Below are 17,638 nucleotides of genomic sequence, written 5' to 3'. Positions count from 1 at the left end.
GCCCCTTGCCCGCGCGCCGGCCGTCCGGTCCGCCCTCAGGCCAGCAGTCCCGAGCTCGTCCACAACCGGCGGCCCACGCCGCGCAGTACGCCGATCTCGTCCAGGAAGTCGGTGAGCCGCCGGGCGCCGGTCCGCATGACCTCGCGGCGGTGGCCGCTGGCCTTCACCTGGGCGACGGCCTCACGCTTGTCCAGGCCGACGCGGGCGTAGACCTCCGGATTGACGAACGCGACGGAGAAGACCCGGGCCGCCTCGCCGGAGCTGATCCGGGTCAACTCCCGTTCCCAGCGCGGTGCGGTGACCATCTGGCGGCGCAGCTCCTCGCGCGCGTAGCGGACGTGCCGGGCCTCCTCGACGACATGGATACGGGTCACCCCGCGTACGAGGGTCTGCACCCGCTCGTCCGGGAACGTCAGCCGCTGCATCCAGTCGAGGATCTCCTCACCGAGCAGGGTGCAGGCGAACGAACCCGGGGTGGTGGAGACGGTCTTGAGGACGCGGGCGAGCTGGTGGTTGAGGCGGGAGACCGGGTACGCCGGTGCGCCGCTCCGCTGGATCAGGCGCGCGAACATCTTGGAGTGCCGGCACTCGTCGGCGATCTCGGTGAGCGCGTAGCGGACGTGTGCGCTGGTCACCGGCTTGTCGTAGATGTGCCGGACCAGCAGCTGCATCAGGATGATCTCGAACCAGATGCCCAGCGAGGCCAGCGAGGCGGCCTCGTGCCGGGACAGGTCCTGCTGCTGCTCCGGTGACATCCGCCGCCACAGGGGGGTGTCGTAGAGCGAGACCAGCTCCGGCGGCCAGAACCACTTGCCGTCCTCCAGGGGCGCGTCCCAGTCGAGCGCGGTGTCCGGGTCGTAGGAGTGCTTGGCGGAGGACTCCAGCAGTCGTTCGGCCACCTGCTCCCGGTCCTTGAGCAGCCCGAGGGCGTCCCGCAGGACTTCGGTGTCCGGCACGGTCATCGCGGTCGTCGTCGTCACACTCGTCATGGCTGTGGTACCTCGCTAGTGGGGTTACCCGCGGTCACGTATTATGAGACTGCGTGTCAGCAAGGACGTCAATCCCTTGTGTGCGACTTATTGACCCGCCGGTAAGAAGCGTGTGAGCCTGCCAACGACCGCCCGTGACAAGGGGTTCGGTGAATCAGGAGGCGCTCGTGTCGACCCGAGATCTCTATGTGCAGGGCCCCGGCGACGCCCTGTGGACGGTGCCCGCCACCGGTTCGGCCCGCTTCAGCTGGGAGTACGGCGACGGCCGGGAGCGGCTGCTCGCCCTCTACCAGAAGGGCAAGGACAGGCAGTGGGACGCCGCCACGCGGATCGACTGGGACCTCGAAGTGGACCCCCGGAACCCGCTCGGCACCCCCGACGAGTCGATGGCCCTGTACGGCACCCGGTACTGGGACAAGCTGACGGAGCAGGACCGCGGCGAGCTGCGCCGGCACTACACCTCCTGGCAGTTCAGCCAGTTCCTGCACGGTGAGCAGGGCGCGATGGTGTGCGCGGCCCGGATCGTGGAATCCGTCCCCGACCTGGACGCGAAGTTCTACTCCGCCACCCAGACCATGGACGAGGCGCGGCACGCCGAGATCTACAGCCGCTTCCTCCAGGACAAGATCGGGATGCTCTACCCCGTCAACGACAACCTTCAGGCGCTGCTCGGCGACACCCTGCGGGACGCCCGCTGGGACATGCCGTACCTGGGCATGCAGGTGCTGATCGAGGGCCTCGCACTGGCCGCCTTCGGCATGATCCGCGACACCACCACCAAGCCGCTGCCCCGCCAGATACTCACCTACGTCATGCAGGACGAGGCCCGCCATGTCGCCTTCGGCCGGATGGCGCTGCGCGACTACTACCGCCAGCTCACCGACGCCGAACTGCGCGAACGCGAGGAATTCGTCATCGAGGGCTGCTATCTGATGCGCGACCGGCTGCGCGGCCTGGAGGTCCTGGAGAACTTCGGCATACCCCGGCAGGAGGCCGCCGAGATCACCGAGAACTCCGAATTCCTGCACCTCTTCCGCAAGTTGCTCTTCAGCCGGATCGTGCCGTGCGTCAAGGACATCGGCCTCTGGGGCGAGCGGCTGCAACGCGCCTACGCCGACCTGGGCGTCTACGAGATGGGCGATGCCAACCTCGACCTGCTGATGGCCCAGGACGAGGAACTCGCCGAAGAGCTGGACGCCCAGCGCTTCGCCGCCGAGGAACAGGCCCGCACGGCGGAGGTCGCGGCGGCGATCGCGCAGGGCGCGGCGGAGGAGGGGGCGGGCTGAGGAGGCGCGGTCGGCGCCGCCGACCTCAGCGCCTGCCCGACCGGGCCAGCCAGCGGCCCTCGTGCCGGGAGACCTCGATCGGGCGGCCGAAGCAGGCCGTCATCCGCTCACCGGTCAGCACCTCGGCCACCGGACCGCGCGCCGTCACCCGGCCGTCCCGCAGCAGCAGCGCGTGGCCGATGGCCGGCGACAGCTCCTCCAGGTGATGGGTGACCGTCACGGTCGCCAACTCCGGTCGCCCCAGGGCCAGTCGGTGCAGCGCGTCGATCAGGTCCTCGCGGGAGGGCAGGTCGAGCGCGTTGAACGGCTCGTCGAGCAGCAGCAGCGAGGGCTCGGCCATCAGCGCGCGGGCGATCAGGATCCGGGCCCGCTGGCCGCCCGAGCAGACCCCGAACGGGCGGTCCGCCAGCTCCTTGCAGTCCAGCTCGGCGAGGAGTCCGTGGGCCCGCTCGCGGGTGGCGTCGTCGTACTTCCGCCACAGCGGCTGCACGGTCCCGGTGGCGCCGGTCAGGACGACGGTGTGGCCGGTCGCGCCCTGCGGCACCTGCTGCGCGCCGGAGACCAGGCCGATGGCGGCGCGCAGTTCGCGGACGTCCACCGAGCCGAGCCGGTGGCCGAGCACCTCGACGGTGCCGACGGTGGGGAACATCAGCGCGCCGGCCAGCCGCAGGACGGTCGTCTTGCCCGCACCGTTCGCGCCGAGCAGCGCCCAGTGCTCACCGGACCGGACGGTCCAGTCGACGGCGTCGAGGATGACCTGTCCGGTGGCGTGGCGCCGGACGCCGACGCCGGCGAGGGCGGCGATCACCCGGGCCGCGCGCGGCTCCGGTGTCCGGGAAGCCTCTGACGGCTGCGACGGCTGCGACGGCTGCGGTGACGGCTGTGCTGCGGCCGGGGGCCGCGACGGGTGCGAAGGGCGCATCGGCGCAGGGTAGCTGTGCACGGCACCTTTCTGTGCGGGCCGTCCGATGCCTGGACCTGTGACCGGCTCGACCTGCGACTTCCTCGGCCCGCGACGCTCTTGGCCGGTGGCTGCCCCGGCCCCCGGCCCGGTCGGCCGACCGGGCCGCGCGGCAGGTGGCCCGGCCGGCCGATGGTCCGTGCGGCCCGCCGCGCCGGGCGTGGCGTCGCCGCCGCGGCCCGTGGGATCCGTTCCCCGGCCCGGCCGTTCAGGCCAGTCCGAGAAGCGCCCGCATCCGCGCGTACTTCGCCGTCAGCCGGGCCCGCGTCGGCGCGTCCAGGACGGCCAGCCGCGCCGGATCGGCGTTGTGCGCGAGGTCGGACTCCTTGACCAGCAGTGCGCCGGGCGTGGCCAGGATGCGGGCGGCGTACTCCTCGGCCGGCTCGCCCGCGCGTTTGGTGACGGCCGTGATCATGGCCTTGGTCGCCCCGGTGAGCGCCGCGCCGGCCAGCCACTCCGGAGCGAGCACGCCGTCCTCGACGGCGTCGTGCAGCCAGGCCGCGGCGATCTGCTCGTCGCTGCCGCCGCGCTCGCGCACCCCCGCCGCGACCGCGGCCAGATGCTCCGCGTACGGACGGCCCGCCTTGTCGGTCCGGCCCTCATGCGCGCGCCGGGCCAGCGCCGCCACCTCGGCGAGGGAGAGCGACGGGGGCCGCGCCGGGGGCGTCGGCGGGAGCGGGTCCGGGGTCGTGTCGGCCATGCGGCCATTGTGCCGCGAGGTCACGGCGGGCGCCGGGCACGTACACCGTGACGGGGGCGACGCCCGGTGCGTGGTGTGTGACGCGTGGATCCTGACGACCCGTCAGCGCAGTGCGGCCCGCATCACCGCGCGGGCGATCGGTGCCGCGCTGCCGCCGCTGATGTCCGCGCGGCCGGCCGCCGCGTCCTCGACGACCACGGCCACCGCCACCGCGGACTCGCTGTTCTCCTTCGCCCTGGCCCACGAGATGAACCAGGCGTACGGCGTGCCCTCGTGGTGAGCGCCGTGCTGGGCGGTGCCGGTCTTGCCGCCGACGACGGCGTCCTCGATGGCGGCCTGCGCGCCGCTGCCGTTCTCGACGACATCGGTCATCAGCTCCTGGAGCTGCCGGGCGGCGGCCGGTCCGACCGCCTGGCGCGAGGGCCGGTGCGGGGCGCTGGCGACGGCGTGCCCCCGGGCATCGGTCACCGCGTCGACGAGATACGGCGGCGTCAGCACGCCGTCGTTGGCGACCGCCGCCGCGACCATGGCCATCTGGAGCGGGGTGGCGGTGGTGTCGTACCGGCCGATGGCCGAGAGCGCGACCTGCGCGGTGTCCATCCGGGTGTCGAAGTTGCTCCGCGCGACGGGGGACGGGATGCGCAGCCGGTCGTCGTTGAAGCCGAACCGCTGGGCGGCCGCGACCATACCGGGCAGCCCGATCTCGGCACCCAGATGCGCGAAGACGGTGTCGCAGGAGGCCCGGAAGGCGTCCTTGAGGCCGGCGTCCGCGCAGTCGCCCGCCGCGTTGTCCAGCCGGGTGGTGGTGCCGGGCAGGGCGTACGGGTCGGGGGCGCCCGTCGGGGCGTCGATATCGGGCACCGTGCCGCTGTCCAGCGCGGCCGCCGCGGTGATGACCTTGAAGGTGGAGCCGGGCGGATAGGTCTGCCGGATGGCCCGGTTGAGCATCGGCTGGTCCGCGGCACCGGTCAGCCGCCGCCAGGCGTCGGTGACCGAACGGCCGTTGCCGGAGAGCAGGTTCGGGTCGTACGAGGGGGTGCTGGCCAGCGCGAGGATCCGGCCGGTGCGCGGCTCGACCGCGGCGACCGCGCCCTTCTTGCCGCCGAGCCCGTCGAACGCGGCGCGCTGCACCGCGGGCCGGATGGTGGTGGAGACGTTGCCGCCGGGCCGCCGGGCGCCGGTCATCTCGTCCCACCAGGGGAAGGTGGTGAGCCGGCCGTCGGTGCCGGCGAGGATGCCGTCCTCGGCGCGTTCGACGAGGGAGGTGCCGTAGCTCTGCGAGGAGTAGCCGGTGACCGGCGCGTACAGCGGGCCCTCGGTGTACGTGCGCTCGTAGCGCAGCCGGCCGCCGCTGTCCCGGGAGCCGGTGACGGGCCGGCCCGCGACGAGCACGGCGCCCCGCGGCTGGCCGTAACGGGCCATCGCGGCACGGCGGTTGGCCGGGTTCCCGGCGTACGCGTCGGCCATGAAGACCTGCACCCGCGAGGAGTTGACCAGCAGGGCGACGAGCAGCAGCAGCGAGAAGGCCGCGGCGTGCCGGATGCCGCGGATCACCGTCCGGCCTCGCGGGCGGCGGGGACGGCGGCGCTGCCGCCGACGGTGGAGAGGGGGCCGGGGCCGTCGCCGTGGGGGCCGGGGCCGGTGGGGCCCGGGTGGCCGGCGGCGGCTCCGTCGCGGTCCGGCGGCACGGGTGCGCGGGCCCGGTCGCTGAGGCGCAGCAGCAGCGCGATGATGATCCAGTTGGTGACGACGGACGAGCCGCCCTGTGCGAGGAACGGCATCGCCATGCCGGTCAGCGGGATCAGCCCCGTCACCCCGCCCGCGATCACGAAGACCTGGACGGCGGGCAGCGCGGCGAGGCCGACGGCCAGCAGGCTGCCGAACGGGTTCCGCAGCCCCAGGGCGGCACGGTAGCCGCGGGCCGCCAGCAGCGCGTAGAGCAGGAAGACGGCGGTCAGCCCGGCCAGCCCCAGTTCCTCGCCGAACGTCGCCAGGATGAAGTCGGACTTCATGGCGAAGCCGATCAGCGGCGAACCGCCCCGGCCGAGACCGGTGCCGAGCACACCGCCCGCGCCGAAGGCGAACAGCGACTGGGCGAGCTGGCCGGGCCCCTTGCCCGCCTCGATACCGGCGAAGGGGTGCAGCCAGTCCTCGACCCGGCCGTGCACATGCGGCTCCACGGTGCCGACGGCGGCCGCGCCGGCCACCGCGAGCAGCAGGCCGACCGCGATCCAGCCGGTCCGCCCGGTGGCCACGTACAGCAGGATGACGAAGACCGCGAAGAAGAGGAGAGAGGTGCCCAGGTCACGTTCCAGGACCAGGACGCCGACCGTGAGCAGCCAGATCGTGACGATCGGGCCGAGCACCCGGCCGGCGGGCAGCCGCAGCCTGCCGACCCGGCGGCCGGTATGGGCCAGCGCGCTGCGGTTGGCGGCCAGATAGGCGGCGAAGAAGACGGTGATGAGCACCTTGGCGAACTCGGCCGGCTGGAGGGAGAACCCCGCGATCCGGACCCAGATCTTCGCCCCGTTGACGGCCGGGAAGAGGCCCGGCGCGACCATGAGGAGCAGCGCCAGGGCCGCACAGAGGTAGGCGTACCGCTGGAGCACGCGGTGGTCGCGCAGCAGCACCACGACGGCGGTGAAGAGCGCGACGCCGACGGCGGACCAGATCAGCTGGGTGGGCGCGGCCTGGTCGTCGGGGGTCTCCAGATCGAGCCGGAAGATGAAGACCAGCCCGAGCCCGTTGAGCAGCACGGCGATCGGCAGCAGCAGCGGATCGGCGTACGGGGCGCGCAGGCGGACGGCGACGTGGGCAAGGAGCGCGAGGCTGCCGAGCCCGGCGCCGTAGCCCGCCGCGTCGGCCGGTACGGCGTGCTGTTTGACCAGGCCCACACCGAGATAGCCGCAGACGCTGATGAGCACGGCGCCTACCAGGAGGGCCAGTTCGACGCCGCGCCGGCTGGGCTGCGGCGGGGTCGGCGGGGGAGTGTCCGCCGGGGTCGCGATGGCCGCCGTCGCCGTTGACGTCATGCCCGGCAACGTAGCAAGTGGCGGCCCATATTTCCGTTATGACGGTTATGCAGGTCTGGCGGTTGCGGAGGTTGTGGCGTTCGGGGTGGGGGAGGGCGGGCCCGATGGGCGGGGGCGGTGGGGCCGGGCGGGCGGTTCGTGGTGGTGGTGTCGGGCGGGCGCCGGCGGGGGTCCGGCCGGTGCCCGCCCGACGACCGGGTCAGCACCAGTGCGGCAGCTCGCCGATGTTCACGATGTAGCGGGCGGACGACCAGGCGTACCTGCCGTCGGCGAGCTTGTACCAGCGCCGGTTGCCCCGCACGTTCTCGCCGGTGACCTTGCACTCGATGCGGACGATCCGGCCGTACCGGTTGTGGCCCACCACGCGGTGGTGCTCGCTCGGACCCGAGCGGACCAGCAGACCGCCCCTGGCGACGACGCGGCCCCGGAACCGGCCGTGCTCGCCGTCGTCGCCGGACGCCAGGGCCGGACCGGTCACGACGGCGGAGGTCAGTGCGCCCGCGAGGACGCAGAGGGCGAGCTTGCCGGACTTCGACTTCGGAAACATGCGCTTCCTCCTGCGGAGGGGAAGATCCCTGGGGGATGAGTTCGAGTGGAGGTCGCCGGGCGCCGGGTGACGGACGGGGCGGGGCGGCGTCGCTGCTGGCGCGATATCTGCGCCCAAGCTCGGCCGCGTGTGCGATTTTGTGTCGCTTTGATGTGTTTTGCCTGTCCTGCTCGCCTCACGGTAAGGAGGCAACGGAGAGTTCGCAACTCATCACTGTTCGTGAGAGTGTCAGGCCCGAAAAATCAGGGCGTTCGCGCCCGGTGCGGGCGCGCTCGGGCGCCGTCGGATGCCGTGGCGGCGCGGCGCGCGGGCCGGCTCCCGGTCGGTGCGGCGGCCGTGTGGCGGGAGGCGGTGGCCATCCCCCGGCCACGGGGCGGTGCGGGAGGCCGGGGGAGCCGGGGAGGTCGCGGGGCGGGGTCTGCGTCGGAAGTCGTAGTCGTTCGTAGACGTTTCGCCGGGAGTCGTAGGGGATGATTCAGGGTCTTCCCAGGGGCGTCCAAGGGTTGTTCCGTGATCGCGGGCAATGGCAGTTTGTAAACTCCATCAGAACGAAAAGAACTAAGGCCGAGCTCGTCACGCTGGATGCGGACGACCGACGACCGGTCGACGGCATGGGCCTGGACCATGACCGCCGCGAGCGAGGGGCTATGGCATACGTCACATCAATACACGCCGAGCGGAGGTCCCGCGCTGTCCCGGCTTCCTTGGGGTACCGGGTGCGGGCGACCATCTCCCTCGACGAAAGGCAGTATTAACGTCATGACGACTCTCCGCTCCCGGATCATCGCCTGGGCCGGCCGCATGTATCTGGCGAGAACACAGAAGAAAGGCTTCGACCTGTCTCGAATGTCTTTCTTGCCCGAGTCTGTCCTGATGCCTTTGCGGCGCGATGGACTCGACCCGGTGGGCGAGCTGGCGGCCGTCCGGGAGAAGGAACCCATCACCAAGCTCCCGGTGCCGATAGCCGCCAACGTCTGGCTGGTCACCGGCTACGACGAAGTCAAGGCGGTACTGGGAAAGGGCAACGCCTTCAGCTCGGATTTCACCAACCTTGTCGGCAAGGCCGGTGCCGGGGCCGACCAGAATCCCGGTGGTCTCGGTTTCGCCGATCCGCCCGTACACACCCGGCTGCGCAGGCTGCTCACCCCCGAATTCACCATGCGCCGGCTCGGCCGGCTGACGCCGCGTATCCACGAGATCGTCGAAGAGCGTCTGGACGCCATGGAGCGCGCCGGCAAGAACGGCGAACCGGTGGACATCGTCCATTCCTTCGCGCTGCCGATCCCTTCCCTGGTTATTTGTGAACTCCTCGGTGTGCCTTATGAGGACCGTGCGGACTTCGAGCGGCTCAGCGCCGCCCGCTTCGACCTTTTCAGCGGTGCGAACGCTTCTTTCGGCGCCATATCGGAATCGCTTTCCTACTTCCGGGACGTCGTCAAGAAGCAGCGCGAGAATCCGGGCGACGGTCTGCTCGGCATGATCGTGAAGGAACACGGCGACTCGGTCAGCGACGAGGAACTGGCGGGCCTGGCCGACGGCGTGCTGACCGGCGGTTTCGAGACCACGGCCAGCATGCTGGCGCTCGGTGCCCTGGTCCTCCTCCAGGACCCGAAGCATTTCGCCGCCCTGAAGGACGGCGACGAGGTGGTCGAGCGCTATGTCGAGGAGCTGCTGCGCTACCTGACCGTCGTACAGGTCGCGTTCCCGCGTTTCGCGCGCGAGGACCTGGAGATCGGCGGCGTGCAGATCGCCTCCGGGGATGTGGTGCTGTGCTCCCTGAGCGGCGCGGACCGGGACGGCGAACTGGGGCCGGAGATGGAGCGGTTCGACCCGTCACGCAACGTTCCCTCGCATCTCGCCTTCGGTTACGGAATCCACCGCTGCGTCGGCGCGGAACTGGCCCGGATGGAACTCCGCGCCGCCTATCCCGCGCTCGTACGCCGGTTCCCCCATATGCGGCTGGACGCCAAACCGGAGGAGCTGGCATTCCGGAAACTGTCGATCGTCTACGGGATCGAGTCCCTGCCGGTACGCCTCGACGGCTGACCGCCCCTTTTCGCGACGACCCCACGACCGGGCACCTGGCCGAATGGCCGCGTGCCCGGTCGTCGCTTTCCGCCGCCGAGCGAGAGCCGCAACGGGGCGGGTGGGGCCGGGGGCGTCGCGGGGCACGGCGTACGGGCGGCCGCGCGCCGCGCCCCTAGGTGACACCGCGCCTCGGTGCCCCCGCACGGCGGGGCCGGATCGGCAACGCGGCAACGCGGCAGCGCCGTACGGCCGAACGGACCGAATCGGCGGGCCGTCCGCCGCCTGACGGCCCGTCCGGTTCGTTCCCCCCCCCGTACGCACAGGACAGCCGCCACGAGGCGGCGGGCCGCTCCGCCGGTCCGCTGGTCCGCCGGTCCGGCGCTCCGCCGCTCCACCGCTCCACCGGTCCGGCGCGTCGGCGGGGTGCCGGACCGCCCGCCCGGCACGTACCGGAGCCGCGGCGCGCCACCGCCCAGGCCGCAGGCGCAGGCCCCCGGTCCGGGGACCGGCCCGCCGGCCGCCGCGCGCCGACGCACGGCACGAACCCCGATGCCCCTGTACCGGCGGTACCGATGCCCCTGTACCGGCGGTATCCGTACAGCCGGTATCCCCACGCCGGTATCCCGACAGCCGGTATCCCCAAGCCGGTTCACCGCACATGCCGGGCGCTCTCCGTCGCCTTGCTCATCAGCCATTCGAGCGGCCCGCGCCGGAAGAAGCGGGACCAGACGGTGGCGAAGACGGTGACCGACGCGATGAAGCCGAGCAGGACGGGCAGGGGCGAGCCGGGCAGTTCCTCGATGCCCAGGAGCTGAATGCCGACGATGTGGAAGACGTACGCCGTCAGCGACATCGACCCGACCGCGACGACCGGCCCGGCCAGGCGGCGCAGGCGGGGGAAGGCATCCATGCCCGCGAGGCATGCGACCAGGACCACGATCGCCACGCCCGCGTTGCCCAGGATCGACAGGGTCGTCTCGCTGTGCGGGGAGGCGACCAGCAGCCGGCCCGGAGTGCCGGCGGACGGGAAATCCGCGGTGTCGGACCACCAGGCCGGCGTCGCCGCACCGAGAAAGAGGCGCAGGGCCAGCCAGGAACCCCCGTAACCCGCGAGGGCGAGGGCGGCGCCGGTCACGGCGAGGCGTATGCGGACGGTGGTGGCGGCCAGGTCGAGGCGGGCGATGGCCATACCGGCCAGGACGAGCGGAAGCCAGGTCAGGGCCGGGTAGGTACCGGCGAAGAGCAGCGAGATCAGGCCGGTGAAGAGCAGCGAGGCAAGGCCGGCGGGCTCGCCGGGTATCCGGAGGACATCGTCGCCGAACACCCGCTCCAGTGCGTACAGCACCTGAGGGAAGACCAGCGCCGCACCGGCCGCGATCAGTGCCAGCTGCCCGGCGCCGAGCCGGTACAGCGGCAGCACGAGCAGGAAGTACAGCCCGTAGAAGGCGAGGATCACCTGCACCGGGGTGTCGGTCAGGGTCAGCGCGGTGCCCAGGGTCAGCAGGATGACGGCCCGGATGACCACTTTGACGACGGCCTGGCGGCCGGCCCGTCCGGTCTTCGGCGTGGTGCGCCCCGTGATGAGGACGACGGCGAAGCCGGCCAGCAGGGCGAACAGCGCGGAGGCCCTGCCGTGCGCCAGCTCCATCAGTAAGCCCGTGCCGCCGCCCCGGTCCGGGTCGGGTCCGACATGTGCCGCGTACATGCCGAAGACCGCCAGACCGCGAGCCAGATCCACCCCGACCAGCCGGCCCAGGGGAGCCTTCCCGCTGTCCGGGACGACGGCCGGCGTCCGCTCGGGCGGAGGCGCTGCGGTGACTGTGTGCTGTGACATGCCTCCAGACTGGAAAAGCGCTGGTGGACGGGGTATCCGGCGTCCGGCCGGGCCGCCCCCGCCGCCCGGCCGGAACAGCCCCTCCGGACGGCCGGAGACACCGCACGCGCCGACGCCCCGGCCGCGCCGGACTCTAGGCTCGGTGGGACGGCGATCGGCGTACGGGCCGGAACCCGGGGCCGCACGACCGACGGGCAGGCAAGCACGGCAAGCACAGCAAGCACAGCAAAGTCGGCAAAGTCGGCGAGCACGGCAAGGACACTGATGGTGCAGGGCCTAGGGCCGGGGCCCGGGAACCCCCCCGGCCCTAGGCGGCACGACCCGACAGCAACCCTGACAACAACCCCGACAGCACATCCCGACAACAACCCCGACAGCAACCCCGACGACAGTGACGAGGCGGAGCACACGTGATCCGGGTGGTAGTGGTGGACGACGAGGCACTGGTCCGGTCCGGCTTCAGACTCATCCTCAACGCGTCGGACGCCATCGAGGTCGTCGCGACCGCGACCGGTGCGGAAGCCGTCGCCACCGTCCGCGAGCACCGCCCGGACGTGGTCCTGCTCGACATCCGGATGCCGGACGTGGACGGGCTGGCCGTCCTGCGCGAGCTGCGCGCGCAGCCGGATCCGCCCGTGGTGGCGATGCTGACGACCTTCGACACCGACGAGTACGTCCTGACCGCGCTGCACTCCGGCGCGGCCGGCTTCCTGCTCAAGGACACCGAGCCCGATCAACTGGCCCACCTGGTGTGCAGCCTGGCCGCGGGCGGTGTCGTGATGTCCCCGAAGGCGTCCCGGACCCTCCTGCGCGGTCATCCCGGCACCGGACCCGCCGCCGAGGCCGACGAGGAGTCGGCCCGCGTCGAGCGGCTGACCGACCGGGAGCGGGACGTGCTCGTACACGTCGCGGAGGGGCTGTCGAACGCGGACATCGGAGCCCGGCTGCACCTCGGCACCGGCACGGTCAAGGACCACGTCAGCGCCATCCTCACCAAGCTGCGCGTGGGCGGGCGGGTGCAGGCCGCGCTGCTCGCCCAGCGGGCGGGCCTGCTGGAGGCGGACCGGGCACGGCCGGGCGGCGGGCGATGACGAGGACGGCCGGGACGGCCGGACGGTGGCAGCGTCTTCGGGAGCGCATCCCCGCGCCGCTGGCCGACGCCGGGCTCGTCGCACTCGCCGCGCTCGATGTCCGGCTCAACCTGTGGAACGAGACATCACAGGGTCTGGTGCTGGCCGCCGTCGCCTGCGCCGCCCTCGTCCTCCGCCGCCGATTCCCCTTGACCGTCCTCCTGCTCACGCTGCCGGTCACCCTGCTCGAAGACGTCATCGTGGCCCCGCTGGCGGCCCTGTACACCCTCGCCGTACGCTCCCGCGACCGCCGGCTGCTCACCGGCTGCGCCGCCCTGGCCGCGATCGCCACCGCCGTCCCCTCCCCCCTGGACGTCGCCGACGCCTACGCCCGGCCCTGGACCCTGGTCTACTTCGGCTACCCGCTCGCCACGGCCGCCGCCCCCGTGCTGCTCGGCCAGCTCGTCCAGGCCCGCCGGGACCTGTCGCGGCGGCTGGTGGAGATCGAGGAGGCGAAGGACCACGAGCGGGAACTGCACGCACAGGCGGTGCTCGCCCGCGAACGCGCCCAGCTCTCCCGCGAGATGCACGATGTGGTGTCCCACCAGGTCAGCCTGATCGCCATCCAGGCGGGCGCCTTGCAGGTCGCCGCCAAGGACACCGACACCGTCGAGGCCGCGCGCACCATCCGCGCACTGAGCGTCGGCACCCTCGACGAACTGCGCACCATGGTCTCGCTGCTGCGCGCCTCCGGCGGCGCCGCCACCGAACTGACCCCGCAGCCCACCCTCGCCGACCTGCACCGGCTCGTCGAGACCAGCGGCATCCCCGTCGAGCTGACCGGCGAACTCCCCGCCACCGTCGGCACACCCGCGCAACGCGCCCTCTACCGCACGGTGCAGGAAGCCCTGACAAACGTACGCAAACATGCCCCCGGAGCCACCGCCCGCGTCGCACTCGGGCACGACACGGACGAGATCGGGGTGACCGTCACCAACACTCCGCCGACCCGGCCGTCCCTCTCCCTCCCGAGCGCCCGGCAGGGCCTGGTGGGTCTCAAGGAACGCGCCGACATGCTGCACGGCACCTTCGAGGCGGGCCCCGCCGACGGCGGCGGCTACCGCGTCCGCATGCGGCTCCCGGCCCGCCCCGACTGAGCGGAACACCGGGTCCTGCGGCGCCCGTCGCGGTCTCACGCGGCCGTGCCGTCGGCCTCCATGGTCATGCGGGCCACGTGGAGCGCCAGGTAGGAGACCTCGTCCTCGCTCAGATGCTGCCCCAGACGCAGCTCGACGATCGTCGCCAGCCGCTGCGCGGTGCGGGTCGCCTCCGGGTAGTGCTGGCGGATGCCCTTGCCGATCGTGGACTCCTGGCCCGTCAGCTGCCGATGCTGCTGGATCCGTACGAAGAGGTAGCGCACATGGGTGATGAACCTCGCCGCGCTCATGGACTCCTGGGAGACGTCCAGCCCGTACCGCTCCGTCACGACGGCGAGCATCTGCTGGATGACCCCGGTCATCGTGTACGTGAAGGACAGGTCGCCCGAGGCGAAGCCCGCGTTGACCAGGTGCAACGCGAGCGCGGTCGCCTCGGAGGCCGCCAGTTGCGGGCTCACGCGCTTGTTGACGGCCGCCAGCAGGAGCTGCGCCTGGGCGTACTCGGTGGCGTACAGGGTCCGGGCCTCGGCGCACAGCGGGTACTCGATGACGATGCCTCGCGCGGCCCGGTCCAGCGCGCCGGCGACGTGGTCGGCGACGGCGATGGCGAGGGTGGGGCGAGTGGACTCGCGCCCCTCGATGCCGGCCTCGCCGAGGGCGATCACGACGGCCCGCAGGACCTCCTCATCGATGAGCGCGAGGGCCTCGCTCAGATGGTCGGGGTCGCGGCCATCGGCCGGGACGAAGACGCGCACGATCAGCGCGGGGTCGATGGGCTTGCCCTGGCGGGAGCTGAAGCCGATGCCGCGCCCGGTGAGGATGACCTCCTGGCCCTTCTTGTCGCGCGCGAGGACCACGTTGTTGTTGAGGACACGCAGCGCCTTCACCGCCGGCCCGCCTTCCCGTCCGTGGTCCGATCCTGTCCGATGATCCCGCATCGCCCGCCGTCCGTGCTCCCGGACCGACGCGGCGCGCGCACGTCCCGCATGGGGGCGCGTGCGCGCGCCGGATCGATGGCGGATCGTCACCGCCGCACGGTCACCACGGGGGCGCCGGCGGCGACGTCCTGCCCGGTGTGCGGCTCGACCGAGGCGAGGTCCGCGGTGTTGGTGACGGTCATGAGGGTGACGGTCGGGTGCTCCGCGGCGCGCACGGCGTCGAGGTCGACCTCGACGAGGTGGTCGCCGGCGGAGACCTGCTGGCCGGACTCGACACGCACGTCGAAGCCCTTCCCCTTCATCTGCACCGTGTCGATGCCGATGTGGATGAGCACCTCGATGCCGTCCACGGTGCGGATGCCGAAGGCGTGGCCGGTGCCGACGACGGTGATCAGCTCACCGTCGACCGGGGAGACGACATGGCCGTCGGCCGGCTCGATGCCCACGCCCTCGCCGAGCGCGCGGGAGGCGAAAACCGGGTCCCGGACCTCGTCGAGGCCGATCACACGGCCCGCGACCGGCGCCGCGAGCTCGAAACCCGCCCCGGCAGCGGCGGGAGCAGCGGCCGCGGCGGCGGACCCCGTGGCGGAGCCGGCGGAAGCACCGACGGCGCCCGCGGCGGCGCCGACGCCGACGAGCTCGCGGTCATCGGCCGCCGCGACCGCGCGGTCATCGGCCGCCGCGGCCTCGCCGCGAGCGGCGGCTGCTGCGGCCTCGGCGGCGTCGCGCTCGGCGTTGGCCTGGGCGCGCTGCTCCGGGGTGCGGTAGTCGGAGAGGTACACGAGCGCCATCGAGGTGACGAAGGACGCCGCGATCGCGATGACGTAGGTGCCCATCGGGGAGAAGACCGGAATGGTCAGCAGGGAGGTGAAGGCGAAGACCCCGGTGTCCACGCCGCCCAGGACGCCCACGATCACACCGCCCACGAGGCACCCCACGAGCATGCGCGGGTATATCCGCTTGAAGCGCAGATGAATGCCGTACAGCGACGGCTCGGAGATGCCGCCGAACAGGCCCGCGGCCAGGGCGCCGGTGGCGGTCTGGCGCATGATCTGCTCACGGTGGCGGATCGAGAGCAGCAGCACGCCGGCGGTCGCGCCGAAGCAGGCGAAGTTCCAGGTACCCATCGGGCCCTGGATGAAGTCGTAGCCGATGGTGTTGATGTTCTGCAGCATGAGCGCGTTCAGCGGCCAGTGCAGGCCCAGCGGCACCAGGAACGGGTACAGCAGCGGAATGAAGATCGCGAAGATGATCGGGGCGTTGCCGTTCAGCCACGCCAGGCCCGCGCCGATGCCGTTGCCGGCCCAGACCCCCAGGGGGCCGATGAGGAAGGCGGTCACCGGGATCATGATCAGCATGCTGAAGAACGGGACGAAGACCAGTTGCACGTTCTCGGGGAAGATGCGTTGCAGCCCCTTGTAGAGCAGGGCGAGCAGGGCGACCATCAGCAGTGGCACGAACACCTGGCCGCTGTAGTCGTTCAGCTGCATCGGCAGCCCGAAGACGCTCGCGACGCACTGCTCGGCGCCCAGCGTCGCGTTGGTGGTGCAGGTGATGCCGGGGATCTTGGAGTCCGCACCGATCATGCTCGTGAAGTTCGGGGTCATCACCGCGGCCATCACGGCGGCGCCCACCCACGGGTCGATCTGTAGCTTCTTGGCCGCGTTGTAGGCGACCATGATCGGCAGGAAGTGCAGCACCGAGCGCCACATCGCATCGACGAACACCCAGGTGGCGGACTTGTCCGTGGCACGGAAGTCGATCACGCCCACGGCGTCGAGGACCGAGGCGATCGCGATGATCAGCGAGGCGCCCAGCAGCACGCCCATGAGCGGGCGGAACGAGTCGGAGAGGTACTCGAAGAAGTTGTCGAGCCAGGCGAAGCGGCCCCGGCTCTTGGCGCGGATCGCGGCCTTGACCTCGGCGTCGGACTGCGGGCGGGGCTTGCCGCCACCGCCCATCGACGGCTGGTTCATGATCCTGGCGTAGACGTTCGCGACGGCTCCGCCGATCACGATCTGGAAGCGGTCGCCGGACTGCGGCACCGTGCCCATGACGCCGTCGAGGGCGTCCAGCGCGGCCTGGTCGACCTTCTCCCCGTCATGGAGCTGGAAGCGCAGCCGCGTCGCGCAGTGCGTGAGGCTCTCGATGTTCTCGGGTCCGCCGACGTCGCGGAGGATCTTCTCCGCCAGCGCGTCGGGGCCCGGTGCGGGTGTGTTCATGATGCGTCCTTGCATCCTTCGGTTCTTGCCGTCCTGCATCGGTCCGCGATCTCTCACGCCCGGATCCGGGCAACAAAAAAGGCCCGGGTCGCGCACACGGCGCCACCCAGGCCTTGCCTCCCCTCAAGCGGCACGTCGCCGTGGCATCGCACGCGGCGACGACGGTGACGTCCTCAGGGAGTAACAATCCTGCGATCGAGATCGATCGGGCGTCACAGTAACACCCGAGCGCGGCGGCGCGGGACGAACAGAACACCTCCCGCGACCAGCGGCGGAACGGCACGGTGTCTCCGACGCCCCCGCCGTTCTCCTCGGGCCCGCCCCCGTACCGATCCTCGTGGGCACCCCGCGTCGCGTCCGGCACCGGCGGGCAGCGGCCGCGACGGGCGACGGGCGAGCAGATACCCGTCGGCCAGGGCCCCGTCGGGCAGGACGAGCCGCGCAAGGCGATCCTCGACGCCGGGGCCGACGAGCTCGCCGCACCTACGCGGCGATCCCCGTCGACATGACCACCCACCGCCCCATCGACGCTCTCGCGGACCGCACCGCGCACACCTCCGCGGCATGACCGCGGGCTCATCCCGAGGCGCGGATCGACTGCCGCGACCACGCCGCTGCCTTCCGAGACAGGGCTTGCGCAGGCGCTCCACAGTCCCGGCAAGCGGCCGATGCCCGGCATCCGCTGCACTGCACCATCCGGCCGAGGCCGTCGCACGCGTCGTCGGCGGCCACCGCGCCGACCTGCGAGAACCCTTCACGGTCAGGACCGACCGGGACGATATGCGCCCACCCACGGCCATCGCCCTCCGCGCAAGCTCGACGAGGGGCCTGCCACCACGCGGACGTACCGGCGGCGGCGCGTGGTGGTCTGCCA

General features: G+C 72.1%; 13 protein-coding genes. 4 read left to right on the top strand and 9 right to left on the bottom strand.

Features of this window, described 5'->3' with window-relative positions; translation table 11 throughout:
- Positions 1–35: 35 nt before the first annotated feature.
- Positions 36–989 carry an AurF N-oxygenase family protein gene (locus ACLJWH_RS08650; RefSeq protein ID WP_411141013.1) on the bottom strand — a complete coding sequence of 318 codons (954 nt, stop codon included), beginning with the start codon at positions 987–989 and terminating at the stop codon, positions 36–38.
- A gap of 167 nt (positions 990–1,156) precedes the next feature.
- On the opposite strand from ACLJWH_RS08650, the gene ACLJWH_RS08645 reads away from it, so the two are divergent.
- Entirely contained in the window at positions 1,157–2,275 is a 1,119-nt protein-coding gene (locus tag ACLJWH_RS08645) for a ferritin-like domain-containing protein (RefSeq protein WP_411141012.1), read from the top strand.
- Positions 2,276–2,300: 25 nt separating this feature from the next.
- Here the strand turns inward: ACLJWH_RS08645 and ACLJWH_RS08640 are convergent, their stop codons facing one another.
- The 5 genes from ACLJWH_RS08640 to ACLJWH_RS08620 all read right to left on the bottom strand — a co-directional run bounded on the left by ACLJWH_RS08640 (position 2,301) and on the right by ACLJWH_RS08620 (position 7,515).
- Positions 2,301–3,083: an ABC transporter ATP-binding protein gene (locus tag ACLJWH_RS08640; RefSeq protein ID WP_411141349.1), complete on the bottom strand. Its 783-nt coding sequence runs from the start codon at positions 3,081–3,083 to the stop codon at positions 2,301–2,303.
- A 361-nt stretch (positions 3,084–3,444) separates the two neighbouring features.
- Complete coding sequence (locus ACLJWH_RS08635; protein ID WP_411141011.1) at positions 3,445–3,936, bottom strand: HD domain-containing protein; 492 nt, start codon at positions 3,934–3,936, stop codon at positions 3,445–3,447.
- A gap of 102 nt (positions 3,937–4,038) precedes the next feature.
- A complete protein-coding gene (locus tag ACLJWH_RS08630; RefSeq protein WP_411141010.1) occupies positions 4,039–5,490 on the bottom strand; it encodes a penicillin-binding transpeptidase domain-containing protein in 1,452 nt (483 codons plus the stop codon).
- Positions 5,487–6,968, bottom strand: coding sequence for an FtsW/RodA/SpoVE family cell cycle protein (locus ACLJWH_RS08625; protein WP_411141009.1), 1,482 nt, complete (start codon positions 6,966–6,968; stop codon positions 5,487–5,489). The genes ACLJWH_RS08630 and ACLJWH_RS08625 overlap by 4 nt, the downstream gene beginning before the upstream one ends.
- Before the next feature lie 199 nt (positions 6,969–7,167).
- Positions 7,168–7,515: a hypothetical protein gene (locus ACLJWH_RS08620; protein WP_411141008.1), complete on the bottom strand. Its 348-nt coding sequence runs from the start codon at positions 7,513–7,515 to the stop codon at positions 7,168–7,170.
- 759 nt (positions 7,516–8,274) lie between these two features.
- On the opposite strand from ACLJWH_RS08620, the gene ACLJWH_RS08615 reads away from it, so the two are divergent.
- Positions 8,275–9,561: a cytochrome P450 gene (locus tag ACLJWH_RS08615; RefSeq protein ID WP_411141007.1), complete on the top strand. Its 1,287-nt coding sequence runs from the start codon at positions 8,275–8,277 to the stop codon at positions 9,559–9,561.
- 631 nt (positions 9,562–10,192) lie between these two features.
- Here the strand turns inward: ACLJWH_RS08615 and ACLJWH_RS08610 are convergent.
- Positions 10,193–11,377, bottom strand: coding sequence for a DUF418 domain-containing protein (locus ACLJWH_RS08610; RefSeq protein ID WP_411141006.1), 1,185 nt, complete (start codon positions 11,375–11,377; stop codon positions 10,193–10,195).
- Positions 11,378–11,787: 410 nt separating this feature from the next.
- On the opposite strand from ACLJWH_RS08610, the gene ACLJWH_RS08605 reads away from it, so the two are divergent.
- Together ACLJWH_RS08605 and ACLJWH_RS08600 are read left to right on the top strand one after the other, a co-directional pair.
- Entirely contained in the window at positions 11,788–12,468 is a 681-nt protein-coding gene (locus ACLJWH_RS08605) for a response regulator (RefSeq protein ID WP_411141005.1), read from the top strand.
- Entirely contained in the window at positions 12,465–13,604 is a 1,140-nt protein-coding gene (locus tag ACLJWH_RS08600) for a sensor histidine kinase (RefSeq protein ID WP_411141004.1), read from the top strand. Before ACLJWH_RS08605 ends, ACLJWH_RS08600 begins: the two co-directional genes overlap by 4 nt.
- 35 nt (positions 13,605–13,639) lie before the next feature.
- On the opposite strand, the gene ACLJWH_RS08595 is transcribed toward ACLJWH_RS08600, so the two are convergent.
- Positions 13,640–14,491 carry a PRD domain-containing protein gene (locus tag ACLJWH_RS08595; protein ID WP_411141003.1) on the bottom strand — a complete coding sequence of 284 codons (852 nt, stop codon included), beginning with the start codon at positions 14,489–14,491 and terminating at the stop codon, positions 13,640–13,642.
- Positions 14,492–14,628: 137 nt separating this feature from the next.
- Positions 14,629–16,764: a glucose PTS transporter subunit IIA gene (locus tag ACLJWH_RS08590; protein ID WP_411141002.1), complete on the bottom strand. Its 2,136-nt coding sequence runs from the start codon at positions 16,762–16,764 to the stop codon at positions 14,629–14,631.
- Positions 16,765–17,638: the final 874 nt, after the last annotated feature.

It is taken from the genome of Streptomyces sp. x-80 (assembly GCF_046549095.1).
In the GTDB taxonomy this organism is placed as follows: domain Bacteria; phylum Actinomycetota; class Actinomycetes; order Streptomycetales; family Streptomycetaceae; genus Streptomyces; species Streptomyces celluloflavus.
The sequence above is the reverse complement of the archived record's forward strand: the minus strand, read 5'-3'. Positions and strand labels throughout refer to the sequence as shown.